The organism is Sphingomonas sp. TDK1 (assembly GCF_001650735.1).
Lineage (GTDB): Bacteria > Pseudomonadota > Alphaproteobacteria > Sphingomonadales > Sphingomonadaceae > Sphingomonas.
Genome location: NZ_LXVY01000023.1, coordinates 48,686 through 64,723, shown reverse-complemented (window position 1 = coordinate 64,723; position 16,038 = coordinate 48,686). Strand labels below are relative to the sequence as shown.

The window sequence follows — 16,038 nt, the reverse complement described above, 5'->3', positions numbered from 1 at the left end:
CGCCGCGCACCTCGGCGATGGCCGACCGATAAAGGTCGCAGCATGAACCGAAGCGCGCAGCCATCTGCTCCCAACATCTGAACCAAAAACCACCCTCGATATTGCGGAAAGCCGATCAGAACCTTTCGCCTTCGCAGTACATCGCCAAAAGGAAGCCTTGTCATGTCGATCAATATTTTCAGCGGCGTGTCCTATACGAAGCTGACCGCCGAAATCACCCGCCTCGACAGCGCGATGGCGCGGGGAGACATCGCCGAGCGCGCCGATCTCTCGCTTGCGCAGGGCCAGACCCGCGAGGTCCTCGTCGCGATCAACCAGCTGCTGGACAAGGTCATCCGCCCGGTGACCGCCCTCAACGACAATATCTGCCAGATGCAGGCAGAGCATGAGCGAGGCGATATCGACGTGACGCTGCCCGCGGAGAATTTCCAGGGCAGCTTCGCCATCATGGCGAAGCGGGTGAACGGCATGGTCGCCAGCCATATCGCCGTCAAGAAATCGGCCATGGCCTGCATCAGGGAGTTCAGCGAAGGCAATTTCGAAGCGCCCATGGAAAAGCTTCCCGGCAAGAAGGCCTTCATCAACGATACGATCGAAACGCTCCGGAGCAACCTCAAGGGCCTGATCACCGAGATGAAGCATATGTCTACCGAGCACGACAGGGGTGACATCGACGTCTTCGTCCCCGCCGACAAGTTCCGCGGCGACTTCGCGACCATGGCGCGGGGGGTCAATGCCATGGTCGCGAGCCACATCGCCGTGAAGAAAAAGGCGATGGCATGCATCAAGGAATTCGGAGAAGGCAATTTCGACGCTCCGATGGAGCAACTTCCCGGCAAGAAGGCGTTCATCAACGATACGGTCGAGACGCTTCGGAGCAACCTCAAGGGCCTCATTTCCGAAATGAAGCACATGTCCGCCGAACACGACAAGGGCGACATCGACGTCTTCGTTCCCGCCAACAAGTTCCGCGGCGATTTCGCAATCATGGCGCAGGGCGTCAATGACATGGTAGCAAGTCACATTGCCGTGAAGAAAAAGGCAATGGCGTGCATCAAGGAATTTGGCCTGGGCAACTTCGACGCACCGCTCGAACAATTCCCCGGCAAAAAAGCCTTCATCAATGACACTGTCGAGACGCTGCGCCTGAATCTTCGGGAGATCACCGAGGAAATCCAGCAGCTCATCGCCGCCTCGACCTCCGGCCAGCTCGGCGAACGCGGAAACCACAAGCGCTTCGTCGGCGATTTCGCAGCCCTGATCACCGGCATCAACGGCATGCTGGACGCAATCCTGCTGCCGATCGCGGAAGGCAATCGCGTCCTGTCCCTGGTCAGCGCCGGCGATCTGAGGGAGCGGGTAGAGCTGGCATGCGAGGGGGACCATCGCCGCATGAAGGATGCGGTCAACCTGCTGGTCGACAATCTGCGGTTGAGCGCCGATCTGGCGAACCGGATCGCCGATGGCGACCTTACCGTCGAACACAAGCCACTTTCGGATCGCGACACCCTCGGCATGGCATTGGTCCGTATGGTGGACCGCCTGCGCGCGGTGATCGCCGATACCCGAACCTCCGCCGAGCAGGTTGCCTCCGGCAGCCAGGAGCTTTCAGCCAGTTCCGAACAGTTGTCCCAGGGGGCGACCGAACAGGCCGCGGCCACGGAAGAAGTCTCGGCCTCGATGGAGCAGATGGCCGCGAACATCCGCCAGAATACCGAGAACGCCGTGCAGACCGAGAAGATGGCGCGTCAGTCGGCGCAGGCGGCGGAGACCAGCGGAGAAGCGGTGGAACGCGCCGTGGGCGCGATGCGGACGATTGCCGAGAAAATCGGTATCGTTCAGGAGATAGCCCGTCAGACCGACCTGCTTGCCCTCAACGCAGCCGTGGAAGCCGCACGCGCTGGCGAGCACGGCCGTGGCTTTGCGGTGGTCGCCTCCGAAGTACGCAAGCTTGCCGAACGCAGCCAGGGTGCCGCCGCCGAAATCAGTTCCGTATCCTCGGAAACCGTCAAGTCCGCGGTGGAGGCCGGGGAGATGCTGCGCAAGCTGGTACCCGATATCCGCCGCACCGCGGAACTGGTTGCCGAAATCAGCGCCGCGTGCCGAGAGCAGGATATCGGCGCAGTCCAGATCAACAAGGCAATCCAGCAGCTGGACCAGGTAACCCAGCAGAATGCGGGTGCATCGGAAGAGATTTCGACCACCTCGGAGGAGCTTGCCGCCCAGGCGGAAGAACTCCAGGCCAGCATCGCCTATTTTCAGATGCAGGACAGCCTGCGCGAGGCTCCCAGGGCAGCACGCGGCCGGTCTGCCCCGAAGCCACAGAAGGCACAGAAGTCGCTGCGCCGCCCCGCGACGGTTGCCGAGCAGCAGGCGCGCGTACACGGTTTCGCGCTCGATCTCACCAGCGGCGGCCCGGACACCGGCGATGCCGATTTCGGAGTGCAGGCGGCATGACCGACAAGGCCGAGCTCCAGATCGTAACCTTCGGCCTGGGTGCCGAGGTGTTCGCGGTGCCGGTCTCGTTCGTGCGCGAGATCCTCGACTATCGCGAGACCTTCCGCATCCCCAACGGGCCGGAATATCTGCTGGGCCTTACCGACATGCGCGGTGAAGGCGTGACGACCATCGACCTCCGCCTCCGGCTCGGCCTGCCGCCGGTCGTGCCGACGTCGACCACCAGAATTCTGGTCGTCGACGTGCCGGTGGGCAACCGGGTGCTGATGCTGGGTCTGGTGGTCGACCGCGTGCTGGAAGTGTGCAGCATCGCTGCAGACCTGCTGGAAGGCGCACCCGACATCGGCGTGCGCTGGCCTTCGGACTATATCGGCGGCGTATTCCGGCGCGCGGATAGCTTCGTCGTGCTGGTCGAGATCGGCAAGATCTTTTCCGCCGAAGATGCCGCCGAGCTCGAATCCCAGGCAGATGCAGCCTGAGAACCTTGATCGGGAGTATGCGACAATGTTTGCCCCGGCCCTTTCTTCCGCTTCCAGGGATGGACTGAACTCGCGCAACTTCGCGCGGCTCACCCAATATCTGTACGACACTATCGGCATCCGGCTGCCCGACACCAAGAAGACGATGTTGGAAGGTAGATTGCGGCGGCGGCTGCAGACGATCGGGCTTGATACGCTGGACGGCTATATCGACCATCTGTTCTGCGGCGGCCATCTGGCGACGGAGACGCCGCTGCTCATCAACGCGATCACCGTCAACAAGACCGATTTCTTCCGCGAGCCCGGCCATTTCGACTATCTGGTCGAAACGGCGTTATCGTCCCTCGCCGCGCAGGGCGTACGAAAAGTGCGCGCGTGGAGCGCCGCATGCTCCACCGGGCCCGAGCCCTACACGCTGGCCATGGTGCTGGACGATCATGCCAGGCGCTGCGGCGGACCCGACTACGCCATCCTTGCCACCGACATCGATACCGAGGTGCTTGCGACGGCGCGTGCCGGCATCTATCCGATCGAGATGCTGGACCCGGTGCCGGCAGCAATGCGCCGCGCTTATGTTCGCGTGCCGAGCGACCCCGATCGCAGGGAAGCGCGGATCGCGCCCGAGCTCCGCAGCGCGATCGGCTTCGCGCGGCTGAACCTGATGGACGACGCCTATCCCGTGGGCGAACCGATGCACCTCATCTTCTGCCGCAATGTCCTGATCTATTTCGACAAGCCCACGCAGAAGAAGGTCGTCTCGCAACTGATCGAACACCTCTCGCCAAACGGCTATTTGTTCCTGGGCCATGCCGAATCGGTGCACGGCATGGACCTGCCCATCGAAGCCGTTTCCAGCACCGTCTTCCAGCGAACCGGCGTCGCTCGCGGCTGCCGCCAAGTCGCGGCATCGGCGCTCCAGGCGGTGTGACCCCGCCGCAGCTACAGGTCAGCGGGCCCCAAAAGTCGCGTCCATGCCGGAAGGATGTCGCCAATACCAAGATATAGGTGCGCAGCTGGAGCAACGCGATACCCTGGGATCGAGCAGCGCCGCGAGCGGATCGCGGACGAAGCCCTAGCAGGACAGCAGCCATGATCCCCGCCACGCGCGACATCTTCACCGAGCCCACCAACGTCGATCCGGATACGCTCGCCAATCTGGGACCGCTGCGCCGGCTCGCTGGACGCTGGGAAGCGCGCAAGGGCGTCGATCTCGCACCCAAGCCCGAGGGTCCGGAGCGCCGCGTGTTCATCGAAAAGATCGATTTCCAGCCGATCGACCCCCAGGCGAACGGCCCGCAGCTCTTCTATGGCCTGCGCTACCACATCCACATCACCACCGAGGAAGAGGACATCACCTTCCACGATCAGCTGGGCTATTGGCTGTGGGAGCCTGCTACCGGGCTGGTATTGCAGACGCTGGCGATCCCGCGCGGGCAGGTCGCGCTGGCATCGGGCTTCGCCACGCCGGATGCGGACGAAATCGTCGTGTTGTCGCGCCGTGGCGCTACCGATTATGGCATCTGCTCGACGACGTTTCTGGAGCAGGCGTTTCGCACCGACAGCTACCGCATCACCCTCACCTTCCATGACGATGGGACGTGGAGCTATGTCACCGACACGGAGCTAAAGGTGGAAGGGCAGGAAGCGCCCTTCCGGCACCAGGACCAGAACACGCTGAGACGTACGGGCGACCCGCGCCCCAATCCCTGGGCCGCGATCCTTGCGCGACGGGCGGCGGTGTCGGGCGGGACATGACGCTGCCTGGACTGCGCGGAAGGCGGCCATCGGGTTTGACGGCGCCATGGAAAGCGCAGGACGGCGCAGATCCCACCGAATGCCGCGCGATTACCGGTTCATAGCCGCGCAGCACACGACACGGGGGCCAAGCACCCCCAGCGTCACGGGACGACCACCGCGATCGCAGCGGCACGCGCGGGAAGATTCTTGCGCCTGAGCGGCGGCCGGCAACGGGGGCGGTCCGCAAGCGTGGTCCCGCGGTGCTTTCGAGATATGCGCGCACCCCGAATTCGGGCGCGCCGACCGCGCGGGGCATTTCCTGGTCGACGCCGACCGAGGTGCGACCGGTGATCTGTCAAGCCAGCTCGAGCGAAAGCACCCATTGCCGAAAAAGTTCGGGCCAGGCGGCGGCAGGCTTGCCCGCCGCCAGCCCTATGCCAAAGCCGTGCCCGCCCTGCGCGAACAGGTGGGTTTCCGCAGATACTCCCCTCGCCTTCAACGCTGCGCGCATCTCCAGAGTATTCTCGACCGGAACGGTGCCATCATCCTCGGCATGGACCAGAAAGCAGGGCGGTGTCCGATCCGTGACGTGCAGCGCGGGCGTGTGCGCGCGTTCCAGCGCTGCGCCGGCGTTGCCGCCGAGCAGCAGTTCGCGCGAACCGGCATGGGCCAGGGGCGCGCGCATCGACTGCACCGCGTAGAGCAACGCGGCCGCATCCGGGCGCGACGACAGCCGGTCGGCATCGTCTATCGCCGTATACAGGGGCAGGTCGAAACGCGTCGCCAGGTCGCCGCACAGATGGCCGCCGGCGGAAAAGCCCATCGCAACCATCCGCCCCTGCTGAATGCCATAGTTCGCGGCGCGAGCGCGGACGATACGCATCGCGCGTTGCGCGTCTGCAAGCGCAACGTCCGGCCCGGCCGTCCAGCCCTCGCCCGGCAGCCGGTAGAACAGCACGAAAGCGGTATAGCCATGCCCCACCAGCCACCGTGCCGTCTCATAGCCTTCCTTGTCGATCACGATGCGGCGATAGCCGCCGCCCGGGAAGATCAGCACTGCCGTGCCGTTTGGCTTTTGCGGCCGGAACACCGCCAGCCGCGGTCGCGCGACACCGTGGACCGCACGATCCGCCACCCCTGGATCGCGGCTTCTTTCCTCTACGGTCTCCACCGGCACCTCCACCGGCATGCCCGGCGCACCGTCTGGCCAGAGATCGATCGTCTCGCGCGGATCCGGCGGACCGGACTGGGACGGCCCCGTCCCCCTGGGGGGCGCGGTCTGCGCCGAAGCACTAGCGCCGAGGCCCAAGACCAGCGTGCCGATCAGCGCACCCCTGCGATCCATTCCCCTCATCGTCCGAACTGTCCTTCCAACGGCCCGAAATGCCTTAAGCCGGGCCGGCTCACATCTTGAAACGGGCGCCGATCAGGAAGGTTCGCCCGAAATGATTATACTCATAGTTCCGGTTCGCATCGAGATCGGTGTAGCGATCGCGATAATCGTCGGTGAGGTTTGTACCCTCAATGGACACCTCGACATTGGGCGTTATCTTGTACCGGATCGAAGCATCGACGTTGATCGATGAATTATAGCCTTCGAACACATTGCCGGTACCGGATCCACCGTCGATATATGGCCCGCGGTAACTGACCGAGCCGCGCGCGCTGAACTTCTTGTCCTCGTAATACAGCGTGCCGTTATACGCCCGCTTGGACAGTCCATAGAGCGTCACCGTCCGCGTCACCGCGACCAGCGCGCCGCCCGGGGTGATCGAAGGCCCGCTCTGCGTGTAGGCCGCACTCGAATCGATGAAGGTCGCGTTGGCGATCGCACCGAAATTCTTGAGGAACCCCGGCAGGAAGCGGAAGGCGGTCTGGAACGAGACTTCCATGCCCTTGAGCGAGGCGCCCTTGCCATTGGTGATCGTGCTGATCTGCCAGAGCTGCCCCTCCGGGCTCGATGCCGCTGGCGAGCTGGGCGGAATGACCGACAGGGGCAGCCCGGTCGATGCATAGGTGCCCGACGTGGTCACCGAAACCGGGAAGCTGTCTACATTCTTCTTGAATAGCGCGACCGAGAAGATCGATTGCGGCGCGAAATACCATTCGGCGGCGAGATCGTAGGAGGTCGCGCGGAACGGATCGAGCTGCGGGTTGCCGAAGCTGATCCTGTAGTTGAACCCGTCCACCGATCCGCCTGGCGTCAGGTTGCCCAGCGTCGGGCGGGTCATCACCTTCGAGATCGCGCCGCGCAGGATCACCTTCTCGGTCGGAAACAGCGCCACGTTGAGCGCCGGCAACCAGTCGTCATAGTTGCGCTTCACCGTGACCGACTGGCCGTTGTTGAGGCCGGTCGAGGTCTGGTCGGTGCGGACATAGCGCATGCCGGCATTGGCGGCGTAGCGAAGGCCGAACAGCTCGCCCCTCACGTCAAACTCGAGATAGCCGCCCTTCACCGCCTCCACGACGTTGCGGACATTGCCCGCATCCACGGCCAGCGGCCGCGCATATAGGCCGGTATATTTCGCCGAGGCATCGATGTTGGGGATCAGGAACGTGCTGGTGGTGCCTGCAGGCTGCCCCGCCTGGCCCAGATTGAACGTCTCGCCAAGGCCCGCCGCCGGATAGCCATACACCGCGCCCGGCGCGAAAACCTGGCCGGATCCCGAGCAGGTCACGGTGCCGAGCACCGCGTCCGTGGCCGCGCTGGTCTTGGTCGGGCAGACGACCGCGTCGCGGGTATAGGCAAGCGAGTCAAACTCGAAACGGCGATACACGCCGCCAGCCTTCAGCTGGAACCCGTCCGCCACGTCCCATTCGCCGCGCAGCTGCGCCGTACGGAACTTGTTGACGACGCTGGAGGGCCGATCGCGGATTTCAGCGAGCTGGAAGTTGGCCGGATCGGTCACGCTCGTGCCGAACGTCAACTTCGGCTGCCACATGTTGCGATAGTCATAGCTGTAATTCCGGGCCGTGCGGTTGTCGAAGACGAAGGTCGTCTCTACCGGGATGGTCGCATCGGATTTCGAAACGCCGCCCAACAGCGTGAAGCGCAGCCGGTCGGTGACATCCTGATCCCAGCTGCCCCCGATCTGGTAGAACTCGGTCTGTGACTGGCGGAGATAGTGCTCGGTGCGCACCCAAGCATCGTTGAGCGTGGCCGACACCATGTTGCCCTTGCCGTCATAGGTCGGGTTCAGCAGATCGATCGAGCGCTCGTTGGAGCGCAGCAGCACTTCGCCCCATTTTTCCTCGCGCGTTTCCTTGAAGCGCGAATAGAGGCCGTCGATCGAAATCTTCGTCGCATCGGTTGGCGCGAACTGAACGCTGCCGGTGATGCCCAGCCGCTCGCGATCATGGCGGACCTCGCCATAGCGCGGGATGCGCGGGTGGAAGGCGAGTGCCGCCTGGTCGCAGGCGGCGCTCGGCCGATAGGTGCCGCCGCTATTGCGCACGGGCGTCGAACCGGTCGCGCTGTTGAAGAAGCAGGGCGTGCCGTCCACCGAATCGAAGCGTGCCTGCGCCCAGCGGACGGTATTGTTGCCGAGCTCCAGATTGTTGGTCTTGCTGTAGGCAGCCGACACCGAGGCACCGAAGGTGCCGGCATCGTTCTTCCAGGACAGCAGCCCGGCGAGGCGCGGACGCCAGTTCTTGGAGAGATCGTTATAGCTTGCCTGCGCCGAACCCACGGCGGTAAAACCGCTCTTCCCCGCCAACGGATTGCCGGTGTTCAGGTCGACCACGGCCCCCAGCGAACCTTCGTCCAACGAGGCTTCGGCCGTCTTATGGACGACGATCGACGTGAAGAGCTCGGAAGCGAATACATTGAAATCGAAGGCGCGGTCACGATTGGCGCTGGCCCCGTCGGTCGACGTCGCCACGGTTTCCATGCCATTGACGCGTACGCGCGTGAATTGCGCGCCCAGACCACGCACCGTGATCGCACGGCCCTCCCCTGCGTCGCGTTGAATCGAGATGCCGGGAATACGCTGGAGCGATTCTGCAAGATTCTGATCTGGGAACTTGGCAATGTCCTCGGCGACGATCGCGTCCACCGCGGCGACGGAATCGCGCTTCACGTTGAGCGCCGCGTCGAGCGAACGGCGGAAGCCGGTGACGATGATGTCCGCATTGGTGGCGTCGACCTGCGCCGCATCCGCTGCGGACGATGGCGCCGTCTGGCTGCCCTCCGTCGCGACTTGGGCCAGCGCGGCCACCGGTGTTGCCAGAGCCAGGATCAATGCGCCTGCCGAAACTCCCCGCATATGCAGCATGCGTGCCTGTTCGAGCCGCGCCAAACCTTCAGCCATCTCTCTCTCCCTTCGCCCCGGCAGGACGGTCCATTCTGAAACCGATCGAGCGCGTGGTGCGCGATCGGCATCGAACCCGTGGTGAGGAGGGTTGCTGCGCGCGATTCTACGAGCGTCTCATTGATCCTCCCCGGAACTGCAGGTCTTCGCCCGCTGCTTCCTTCACTTTTGTGGCGCAGTTAGGTAACCGGTGTCAACAGGACAAATGCACGTTGTCCAACCGCGCTGTGCCGGTCTCGTCGTCGGGATCGTCAAAGGTCTCAGGCGGCCCGGGATCGCAGACGGATCTGCCCCCGATCAGGTGCCCGGCTGTATGTAGGGCACGCGCGCGAACAGTTCGCGTTGCCAGCGTCGAGGATCATTTTCGACATGTGCGTCCGTGTCGAAGACCATGGTCGCGCGCGCCTCGTTCTCGTAGCGCGGCCAGACCGGCAGGCCGGCATGGTTTGGGTCGCCGGTTCGGGCGAACGCGACGAAGCTGTCCTGCATGGCGGTGCTGGCGGCGCGCGCGTCGGCAGCGGTGCCGGTTTGCGAGCCCTTCGCCGAGAGGGTGCCGAATACCAGCGGGATGTCCATCGTGTGGAAGGCGCCGCGCCTCGGGTCCGTGCGCGAGGAGAAGTCGACCTGGTAGACGAAGGCGGGCGCCCCGGCGGCCGCACGCGCCTCGGCTTCGATCACCTGCCCGCGCCAGCTCCGGCCTGCGGTGGTCGCGGCGTAAAATATCTCGACGGGAGACCAGTCGGGAACCCGCCCGCGATACTGCGCCACCACCCACTCTGGCAGGATGTCGATCTTCAGTTCCGGGGCAATGCGCGCGGCCAGGTTATCCCAGTCGAGCGTCCGCACCAGCGGGGAGTCCGGTGACAGAAAGGCGCGGGTTTCATCGCGCACATTGCCCAGCATCATCGGGATCGCGTTGCCGAGCGGGTTGGCATCGGGCCAGAACGGATGGCGGGTCAGCCATTTCATGTCGAGCACCGGCCCGAAATACAGGCCGCCGCCGAGTATCGGGTCCTGCGCCGCCAGCGCCTCGACGAGCCGCGCCGCCGGCAGTTCTAGCAACGGGGACAGATCATGCTCGGAGAGCCTGAGCGCCGCCAGATAGGCGCGCGCCCGTTCGGTGGCATGGAGCGGGCCGGAGGCGGTGACCTGCTGGCCGCTCATCGTCGCAGCACGCTGGAACAGCCCCTGTGCCGCGGGCATGCCCATCATCGTCGCGATCTTCGCGCCGCCGCCCGACTGGCCGAAAACGAGCACCCGATCCGGATCACCGCCGAATGCGACGATGTTCGCGCGCACCCATTGCAGCGCGAGGATCAGGTCCAGCTGCCCCGCATTGCCGCTATCGGCAAAGCGCGAGTCGAATCGTGCGAGATAGAGATAGCCGAGGGCGTTGAGGCGATGGTTCACCGTGACCACCACGACGTCGCCGCGAGCGGCAAGCGCCTGACCGTCGTTGAGCGGGTCGGTGACGCTGCCGTTCGAATAGGCGCCGCCATGGATATAGAGCATCACTGGCTTGCGCGCGCCGGGGTTCGCCTCCGCCGTCCAGATGTTCAGGTAGAGACAGTCCTCATCCTGCGGGTCGTAGGGGCCACGTTGCGGGCACACCGGCCCGAACCGATCCGCTGCGAATTGCCGGCCGGGCGCGGCGAAGGCGACCGGCGCGCGGAATCGCGGCGCGGTCCCGTAGCGGATGCCCCGAAATGCCCGAACGCCCCGGTCCGAAGTACCGAGAAAGTCGCCTGCCGCGGCCCTGACTGCGCCGGACGGTGCCGCGTGGGCGGTTGAAGCGATGAGCATCGCGGCCCCTGCGCTGATCGCTCCGCGCCGTGTCCAGCCCGCAGCAAGCCCGGGGGCCGGCGAGTTCACCGGGCGAGCCACCCGCCGTCCACCGCCAGGATATGGCCTTGCACATAGGCGGCGGCATCGGAGGCAAGGAAGACGGCGGCGCCACCCAGATCGCCGGGCTCCCCCCAACGCCCGGCGGGGATGCGATCGAGGATCGCCGCGTTGCGCGTGGCATCCGCCTGGAGCGCTGCGGTGTTGTTGGTCGCGATATAGCCAGGCGCGATGGCATTCACCGTCACGCCATGCTTCGCCCACTCATTGGCGAGCAGCTTGGTAAGCCCGCCCACCCCGGACTTGGATGCCGTGTAGCTCGGCACCCGGATACCACCCTGGAAGGTCAGCATGGAGGCGATGTTGATGATCCGCCCCCTGCCCTGCCGGACCATGTGCCGCCCTGCCGCCTGGCTGAGGAAGAACACGGATTTCAGGTTGGTATCAATCACGGCGTCCCAATCGGACTCGGTGAAGTCCAGCGCATCGGCACGGCGAATGATGCCGGCGTTGTTGACCAGAATGTCCAGCCTGCCGAACCGCGCGATGGTTTCGTCGACGACCTGCCCCACCGGAGCGATGGTCGAGAGGTCGGCGGCGATCACCTCCGCGCGGCGGCCGAGCGCGGTGATCTTCTCGACGGTTTCCGCGGCGGGCGTGCGGCCAACGCACGCGACGTCGGCGCCCGCTGCGGCCAGCGCCACCGCAATCGCCTGGCCGATCCCGGTGTTGGCGCCGGTAACGACAGCCACGCGGCCGGTAAGGTCGAAAGGATTGGTCATGTCGGTTCCTCATTCCCCGGTGGGATGCGGGGGAAGCGCTGTTCAGGCCAGCTGGCAGATGTCCAGCACCTGCATGTCGGTATAATCCTGGTTCTCGCCTGCCATCGCCCAGATGAAGGCATAGGACTTCGTGCCCGCGCCCATGTGGATGGACCAGGGCGGGCTGATCACCGCTTCCTCGTTCTGCATCACGATGTGGCGGGTCGCTTCCCCCTCGCCCATGAAGTGCATGACACGGTCCTTTTCGAGATCGTCGAGCTCGAAGTAGAAATAGATCTCGCTGCGCCGTTCATGGACATGCGGCGGCATGGTGTTCCACACGCTGCCGGGCTTGAGGACGGTCAGCCCCATCACAAGCTGCGCGCTGTCGCATACGCCCGGAATGACGAGTTGGTAGATCGTCCGCTCGTTCGATTCTTCTACGCTGCCCCGCTCCAGCGCATTGGCGTCGGCAATGCCGAGCTTGCGGGTAGTGAACGCCCGGTGCGCCGGGCAGGAGGCCAGATAATAGCGTGCGCCCGCACCCGAAAAGGTCACGTCCTTGGCGCCCATGGTAACGTAGAGGCAGTCCTTGTTGGCGAGCCGGAACGTCTCCCCGTCCACCGTAACGCTACCGTCTACACCGCCAATATTCACGATCGCGAGCTCGCGTCGCTCCAGAAATGGGTGGCCCTCGGCCGACTTCGGCTCGGTCTGCGCCGGTAGCTTCACGTCGCCGTCCTTCACGGCGACTCCACCGATCACGAAGCGATCGGCATGGGTGTAGTTGAGCACGCATTCGCCATCGCGGAACAGGTCGGAGATGAGGTAGCGGTCGCGCAATTCCTCATTGCTCACGCACTCCATCATGTCCGGGTGCGTGGCGTAATAGGTCCGGTCGTACATGGGATACTCCTTCGAAATCTTGCGCGCGGGCAATCGGGGGGATCAGGCGGTCAGGCGGCCGCGCCAACCGACGTGGCACCGGATCGACGCCGCCCGGCGACCGGGCAGCCAAGTGCCGTTGCGGCTTCGCACCAATGATGCAGCGATGACGGGCGTTGCCCCGGCCATGACGATCCTCTCGATACGCCCCTGCGCGGCGCGGATGAATTGGTAACCGGTGTCAGGAATCTGTGCAACCCCGCCGCGCAAAAGCCTCATTCTCGCGGGCTTGCGACGGAGGCGCGCCGGATAAGGGTCGAAAGGAAAAGCGATGGCTCCTCCACCTCCGGCTCCTCGTCCATCCCTCCCGCTATCAGCTTGAGCGCGGCAGACCGCGCCATGGACGCGATCGGCCAACGCACCGTCGTCAGCGGCGGCCATACATGCGCAGCGATCGGCGTATCGTCGAAACCGATGATCGAGAGGTCCCGTGGGATTTCCAAGCCGCGCTGGCGGGCTGCGTGGATCACACCCGCCGCCATTTCGTCGTTTGAGGAAAAGATCGCACTCGGCCGCGGCACCAGATCCAGCAGCCGCTCGGCGGCCACGAGCCCCGATTCGAACGTGTAATTGCCCTCCGCGATCAACGAGCGCGGCAGCGTGATACCGGCATCGACCAGCGCATCCTCGAAGCCCAGCCGCCGCTCGCGCGCAGACCGGAAGCCATGCGGACCGCACACCAGACCGATGCGCCGATGTCCCTGCTCGATCAGATACGCGACCGCGGTGCGGACCGCCTCTCTATCGTTGGACGCCACCATATGCTCGGGCGTGTCCAACGCTGCCGAGCCCATGCGGACGTAGCGACAGCCGATATCGTCGCACAATTGCGCCACCGTGTCGTTCTCGCTGATCGGCGGCATGAGCAGGACGCCGAACAGCCGCTGCCGCTCAAGGAAATGGCGCAGATCCTCCAGCATCGTGGCCGAGCCCCGGTTGAGCGGGCGTACGACCATCTCGAACTCGGTGTCATGCAGCGCTTCGAGCATCCCCTGCTGGACGTTCATCACGGTCTGCGCGTTAGGATTGTCATGGACAAGCCCGATGAGGAAGTTCCGTCGCAGCGCCAGGGCCCGCGCCTGGGGGTTGGGAATATAGCCCAGTCCCGCGATGACATCCTCGACCCGCTTGCGCGTGTCCTCGTTGAGGAGCGGCGAACGATTGATCACCCGGCTGACGGTCTTTTTCGACACACCGGCGACCCGCGCCACATCGTTGATCGTCGGCTGCCCGGTCTTCTGCATGGACCCGGGTGTAAAGCGCTCGGCTCGATCTCGCCAGCCCCGGCGACGCGCGTTTCGGCGCCGGATTTTCGTCGGATCGCGCGCGGCGGCTACTTGCCAATGACACCGGTTTCCCATACCGATCGCATAGCGATGACGATAGTGAGAGGGCCGGCGGTGGAGCCGAATAGCGATATTTCGCAGATTGCGCGTGCGTTCGTTGAGGCGCGGCGGACGGCGTCTCCCCTTCCCGCCTTTCCCGGGCCGATCCCGCCCGATCTCCCCGCCGCCTATGCGGTGCAGGACGCAGCGCTGGCGCTGGTCGGCCAGCATGCTGCGGGCTGGAAGGTCGGGCGCATCAATCCGCCCATCGGCGGCGTGGACCGGCTCGCCGGACCTATCTTCGCGGATCAGATCAAAGCCGAAGACGGTGCCGCCATGCCGATCTTCGCCAACGGGTTCGGGGCCGCCGAGGCGGAATTCCTACTGCGCGTCGGCCGTGCACCGGACCCCGCACAGCGCCGCTTCAGCATGGACGAGGCGCGCATGCTGATCGATGCGGTGCATGTCGGCATTGAAATCGCCAGTTCGCCTTTCGCCGGCATCAACGATCACGGCCCGATGGTCACCATTTCCGATTTCGGCAACAACAACGGCCTGGTCGTGGGTGCCGCTGTCGCGGGATGGCAGGACATCGATCTGAACCGTTGGCCGGTGTCGCTGTACATCAACGACGCCGAGATCGGCTTCGGCCTCGCCGCAGACATGCTCGACGGGCCATTCGGGGCCGCACGCTTCCTCTTCGAGCATCTGGCGGCGCGTGGGATCGCCGTCACGCCCGGCCAGTGGATTTCGACCGGCGCCGTAACCGGCGTGCATCCGGTCGCGATCGGCGATCGGGTGGAAGCGCGGTTCGACGCACGGCTTTCGATCCGCTGTACGATCGCGGCACAGTAACGGCCCGCAAAAGAGGCCGCACATAGGAGAGAGGGACCAATGGCTAGCAGAGAGGCGCCGGCGGTCACGGCCGCGGCGGGCAAGGTCGGGCGGTATCGCTGGGTGATCTGCGCGCTGCTGTTCGCCGCCACCGCCATCAACTATGTCGACCGCCAGATGATCGGGGTGCTGAAGTCGACCATCTCGGGTGAGCTCGGCTGGTCTGAGACCACCTATGCCGACGTCATCTTCTGGTTCCAGGCAGCCTATGCGATCGGCTATCTGAGCTTCGGCAAGCTGGTCGACTGGGTCGGTGCGCGGATCGGCTATTCGATCGCCTTCGTGATCTGGACGATCGGTCACACGCTTTGCGGCTTCGTCGGCTCCGCCTTTCAGTTTTCCGTCGCCCGCTTCATCCTGGGGGTCGGCGAGAGCGGTAATTTTCCTGCCGGTCTGAAGGCCGTCACCGAGTGGTTCCCCGCCCGCGAGCGCGCACTCGCCACGGGCATCTTCAATGCGGGCGCGAATGTCGGCGCCGTGGCCACGCCCCTGATCGTGCCGGCGATCACCATCGCCTTCGGCTGGCGGATGGCCTTCATCGTGACGGGCGTGGCCAGCTTGGTCTGGCTGGTGGCCTGGGTGATGCTGTATCGCCGTCCGCGCGAAAGCAGCAAGCTCTCGGCAGCCGAGCTGGCCTATATCGAAAGCGACACGCCCGATCCGGTCCGCAAGATCGGTTGGCTGAAATTGCTCGGCTATCGCGAAACCTGGGCCTATGCGCTGGGCAAGTTCCTCATCGACCCGATCTGGTGGCTGTTCCTCTTCTGGACGCCCGACTTCCTTGCCAAGACCTATCATCTCGATCTCGTCAGCTTCGGCCCGCCGCTGATCGTGATCTACCTGATTTCGGATCTGGGCAGCGTCGCCGGCGGATGGTCCTCGTCGCGGCTGATGAAGCGCGGCTTTACGGCCAACGCCGCTCGCAAATGGACGATGTTGGCATGCGCGATCCTGGTGACGCCAATCTTCTTCGCCCAATATGTCGACCATCTCTGGCTCGCGGTGGCCATCGTCGGGCTCGCCACGGCGGCGCACCAGGCATTTTCCGCCAACCTCTACACGATTCCGTCGGACATGTTTCCGCGCGCGGCGGTAGGGTCGGTGGTCGGAATTGGCGGCACGGTGGGCGCGATCGGGGGAATGATGATGGCCAAGTTCACCGGCTATATCCTGGAGGCGACCGGCAGCTACACCATCATCTTCGCCGTCGCGGGCAGCGTCTATCTGCTCGCGGTCGCCGTGGTCCATCTGCTGAGCCCGCGTCTCGCCCGCGTCGACAGAATCTGAG

Annotated in this window: 12 protein-coding genes and 1 pseudogene; 7 read left to right on the top strand and 6 right to left on the bottom strand. The window is 64.8% G+C overall.

Annotation, left to right across the window (positions count from 1 at the left end; genetic code table 11):
- Positions 1 to 162: 162 nt before the first annotated feature.
- The 5 genes and pseudogenes from A7X12_RS26270 to A7X12_RS13035 all read left to right on the top strand — a co-directional run.
- Positions 163 to 462: pseudogene (locus A7X12_RS26270) on the top strand (hypothetical protein); the annotation flags it as partial.
- A complete protein-coding gene (locus A7X12_RS13050) occupies positions 448 to 2,457 on the top strand; it encodes a methyl-accepting chemotaxis protein (RefSeq protein WP_064312048.1) in 2,010 nt (669 codons plus the stop codon). The pseudogene A7X12_RS26270 and the gene A7X12_RS13050, both read left to right, overlap by 15 nt.
- Positions 2,454 to 2,936, top strand: a complete 483-nt coding sequence (locus A7X12_RS13045; RefSeq protein ID WP_064312036.1) for a chemotaxis protein CheW — start codon at positions 2,454 to 2,456, stop codon at positions 2,934 to 2,936. The genes A7X12_RS13050 and A7X12_RS13045 overlap by 4 nt, the downstream gene beginning before the upstream one ends.
- A 25-nt stretch (positions 2,937 to 2,961) precedes the next feature.
- Positions 2,962 to 3,864 (top strand): CheR family methyltransferase, encoded by a 903-nt coding sequence (locus A7X12_RS13040; RefSeq protein WP_198162028.1) that lies wholly within the window; start codon positions 2,962 to 2,964, stop codon positions 3,862 to 3,864.
- A 161-nt stretch (positions 3,865 to 4,025) separates the two neighbouring features.
- Positions 4,026 to 4,691 carry an FABP family protein gene (locus A7X12_RS13035; RefSeq protein ID WP_064312035.1) on the top strand — a complete coding sequence of 222 codons (666 nt, stop codon included), beginning with the start codon at positions 4,026 to 4,028 and terminating at the stop codon, positions 4,689 to 4,691.
- A gap of 337 nt (positions 4,692 to 5,028) precedes the next feature.
- Here A7X12_RS13035 and A7X12_RS13030 read toward each other — a convergent pair whose 3' ends face one another.
- From A7X12_RS13030 to A7X12_RS13000, 6 genes are all read right to left on the bottom strand, one after another.
- The gene (locus A7X12_RS13030; RefSeq protein ID WP_232318500.1) at positions 5,029 to 6,018 is read right to left on the bottom strand and encodes an alpha/beta hydrolase; all 990 of its coding nucleotides are present in this window, start codon (positions 6,016 to 6,018) and stop codon (positions 5,029 to 5,031) included.
- Positions 6,019 to 6,076: 58 nt separating this feature from the next.
- Positions 6,077 to 8,983: a TonB-dependent receptor gene (locus tag A7X12_RS13025; RefSeq protein ID WP_232318499.1), complete on the bottom strand. Its 2,907-nt coding sequence runs from the start codon at positions 8,981 to 8,983 to the stop codon at positions 6,077 to 6,079.
- A gap of 297 nt (positions 8,984 to 9,280) precedes the next feature.
- Positions 9,281 to 10,786 (bottom strand): carboxylesterase/lipase family protein, encoded by a 1,506-nt coding sequence (locus A7X12_RS13020; RefSeq protein WP_064312033.1) that lies wholly within the window; start codon positions 10,784 to 10,786, stop codon positions 9,281 to 9,283.
- A 65-nt stretch (positions 10,787 to 10,851) separates the two neighbouring features.
- The gene (kduD, locus tag A7X12_RS13015) at positions 10,852 to 11,607 is read right to left on the bottom strand and encodes a 2-dehydro-3-deoxy-D-gluconate 5-dehydrogenase KduD (protein ID WP_064312032.1); all 756 of its coding nucleotides are present in this window, start codon (positions 11,605 to 11,607) and stop codon (positions 10,852 to 10,854) included.
- A 42-nt stretch (positions 11,608 to 11,649) separates the two neighbouring features.
- On the bottom strand, positions 11,650 to 12,492 hold the full coding sequence (gene kduI / locus A7X12_RS13010; RefSeq protein ID WP_064312031.1) for a 5-dehydro-4-deoxy-D-glucuronate isomerase: 843 nt from the start codon (positions 12,490 to 12,492) through the stop codon (positions 11,650 to 11,652).
- A 254-nt stretch (positions 12,493 to 12,746) separates the two neighbouring features.
- On the bottom strand, positions 12,747 to 13,775 hold the full coding sequence (locus A7X12_RS13000; RefSeq protein ID WP_064312029.1) for a LacI family DNA-binding transcriptional regulator: 1,029 nt from the start codon (positions 13,773 to 13,775) through the stop codon (positions 12,747 to 12,749).
- A gap of 132 nt (positions 13,776 to 13,907) precedes the next feature.
- Here A7X12_RS13000 and A7X12_RS12995 point away from each other — a divergent pair, with 132 nt between their 5' ends.
- Together A7X12_RS12995 and A7X12_RS12990 are read left to right on the top strand one after the other, a co-directional pair.
- Positions 13,908 to 14,711 (top strand): 2-keto-4-pentenoate hydratase, encoded by an 804-nt coding sequence (locus A7X12_RS12995; protein ID WP_064312045.1) that lies wholly within the window; start codon positions 13,908 to 13,910, stop codon positions 14,709 to 14,711.
- 39 nt (positions 14,712 to 14,750) lie between these two features.
- Positions 14,751 to 16,037 (top strand): MFS transporter, encoded by a 1,287-nt coding sequence (locus tag A7X12_RS12990; RefSeq protein ID WP_064312028.1) that lies wholly within the window; start codon positions 14,751 to 14,753, stop codon positions 16,035 to 16,037.
- The last annotated feature ends 1 nt before the right edge of the window (position 16,038 follow it).

What these genes read in the sequence shown, in the direction of transcription:
- A7X12_RS13050 (WP_064312048.1), top strand. Translation starts at nt 448, where the DNA reads ATGGCGAAGCGGGTGAACGGCATGGTCGCCAGCCATATCGCCGTCAAG.
- A7X12_RS13045 (WP_064312036.1), top strand. Translation starts at nt 2,454, where the DNA reads ATGACCGACAAGGCCGAGCTCCAGATCGTAACCTTCGGCCTGGGTGCC.
- A7X12_RS13040 (WP_198162028.1), top strand. Translation starts at nt 2,962, where the DNA reads ATGTTTGCCCCGGCCCTTTCTTCCGCTTCCAGGGATGGACTGAACTCG.
- A7X12_RS13035 (WP_064312035.1), top strand. Translation starts at nt 4,026, where the DNA reads ATGATCCCCGCCACGCGCGACATCTTCACCGAGCCCACCAACGTCGAT.
- A7X12_RS13030 (WP_232318500.1), bottom strand. Translation starts at nt 6,018, where the DNA reads ATGGATCGCAGGGGTGCGCTGATCGGCACGCTGGTCTTGGGCCTCGGC.
- A7X12_RS13025 (WP_232318499.1), bottom strand. Translation starts at nt 8,983, where the DNA reads ATGGCTGAAGGTTTGGCGCGGCTCGAACAGGCACGCATGCTGCATATG.
- A7X12_RS13020 (WP_064312033.1), bottom strand. Translation starts at nt 10,786, where the DNA reads ATGCTCATCGCTTCAACCGCCCACGCGGCACCGTCCGGCGCAGTCAGG.
- kduD (WP_064312032.1), bottom strand. Translation starts at nt 11,607, where the DNA reads ATGACCAATCCTTTCGACCTTACCGGCCGCGTGGCTGTCGTTACCGGC.
- kduI (WP_064312031.1), bottom strand. Translation starts at nt 12,492, where the DNA reads ATGTACGACCGGACCTATTACGCCACGCACCCGGACATGATGGAGTGC.
- A7X12_RS13000 (WP_064312029.1), bottom strand. Translation starts at nt 13,775, where the DNA reads ATGCAGAAGACCGGGCAGCCGACGATCAACGATGTGGCGCGGGTCGCC.
- A7X12_RS12995 (WP_064312045.1), top strand. Translation starts at nt 13,908, where the DNA reads ATGACGATAGTGAGAGGGCCGGCGGTGGAGCCGAATAGCGATATTTCG.
- A7X12_RS12990 (WP_064312028.1), top strand. Translation starts at nt 14,751, where the DNA reads ATGGCTAGCAGAGAGGCGCCGGCGGTCACGGCCGCGGCGGGCAAGGTC.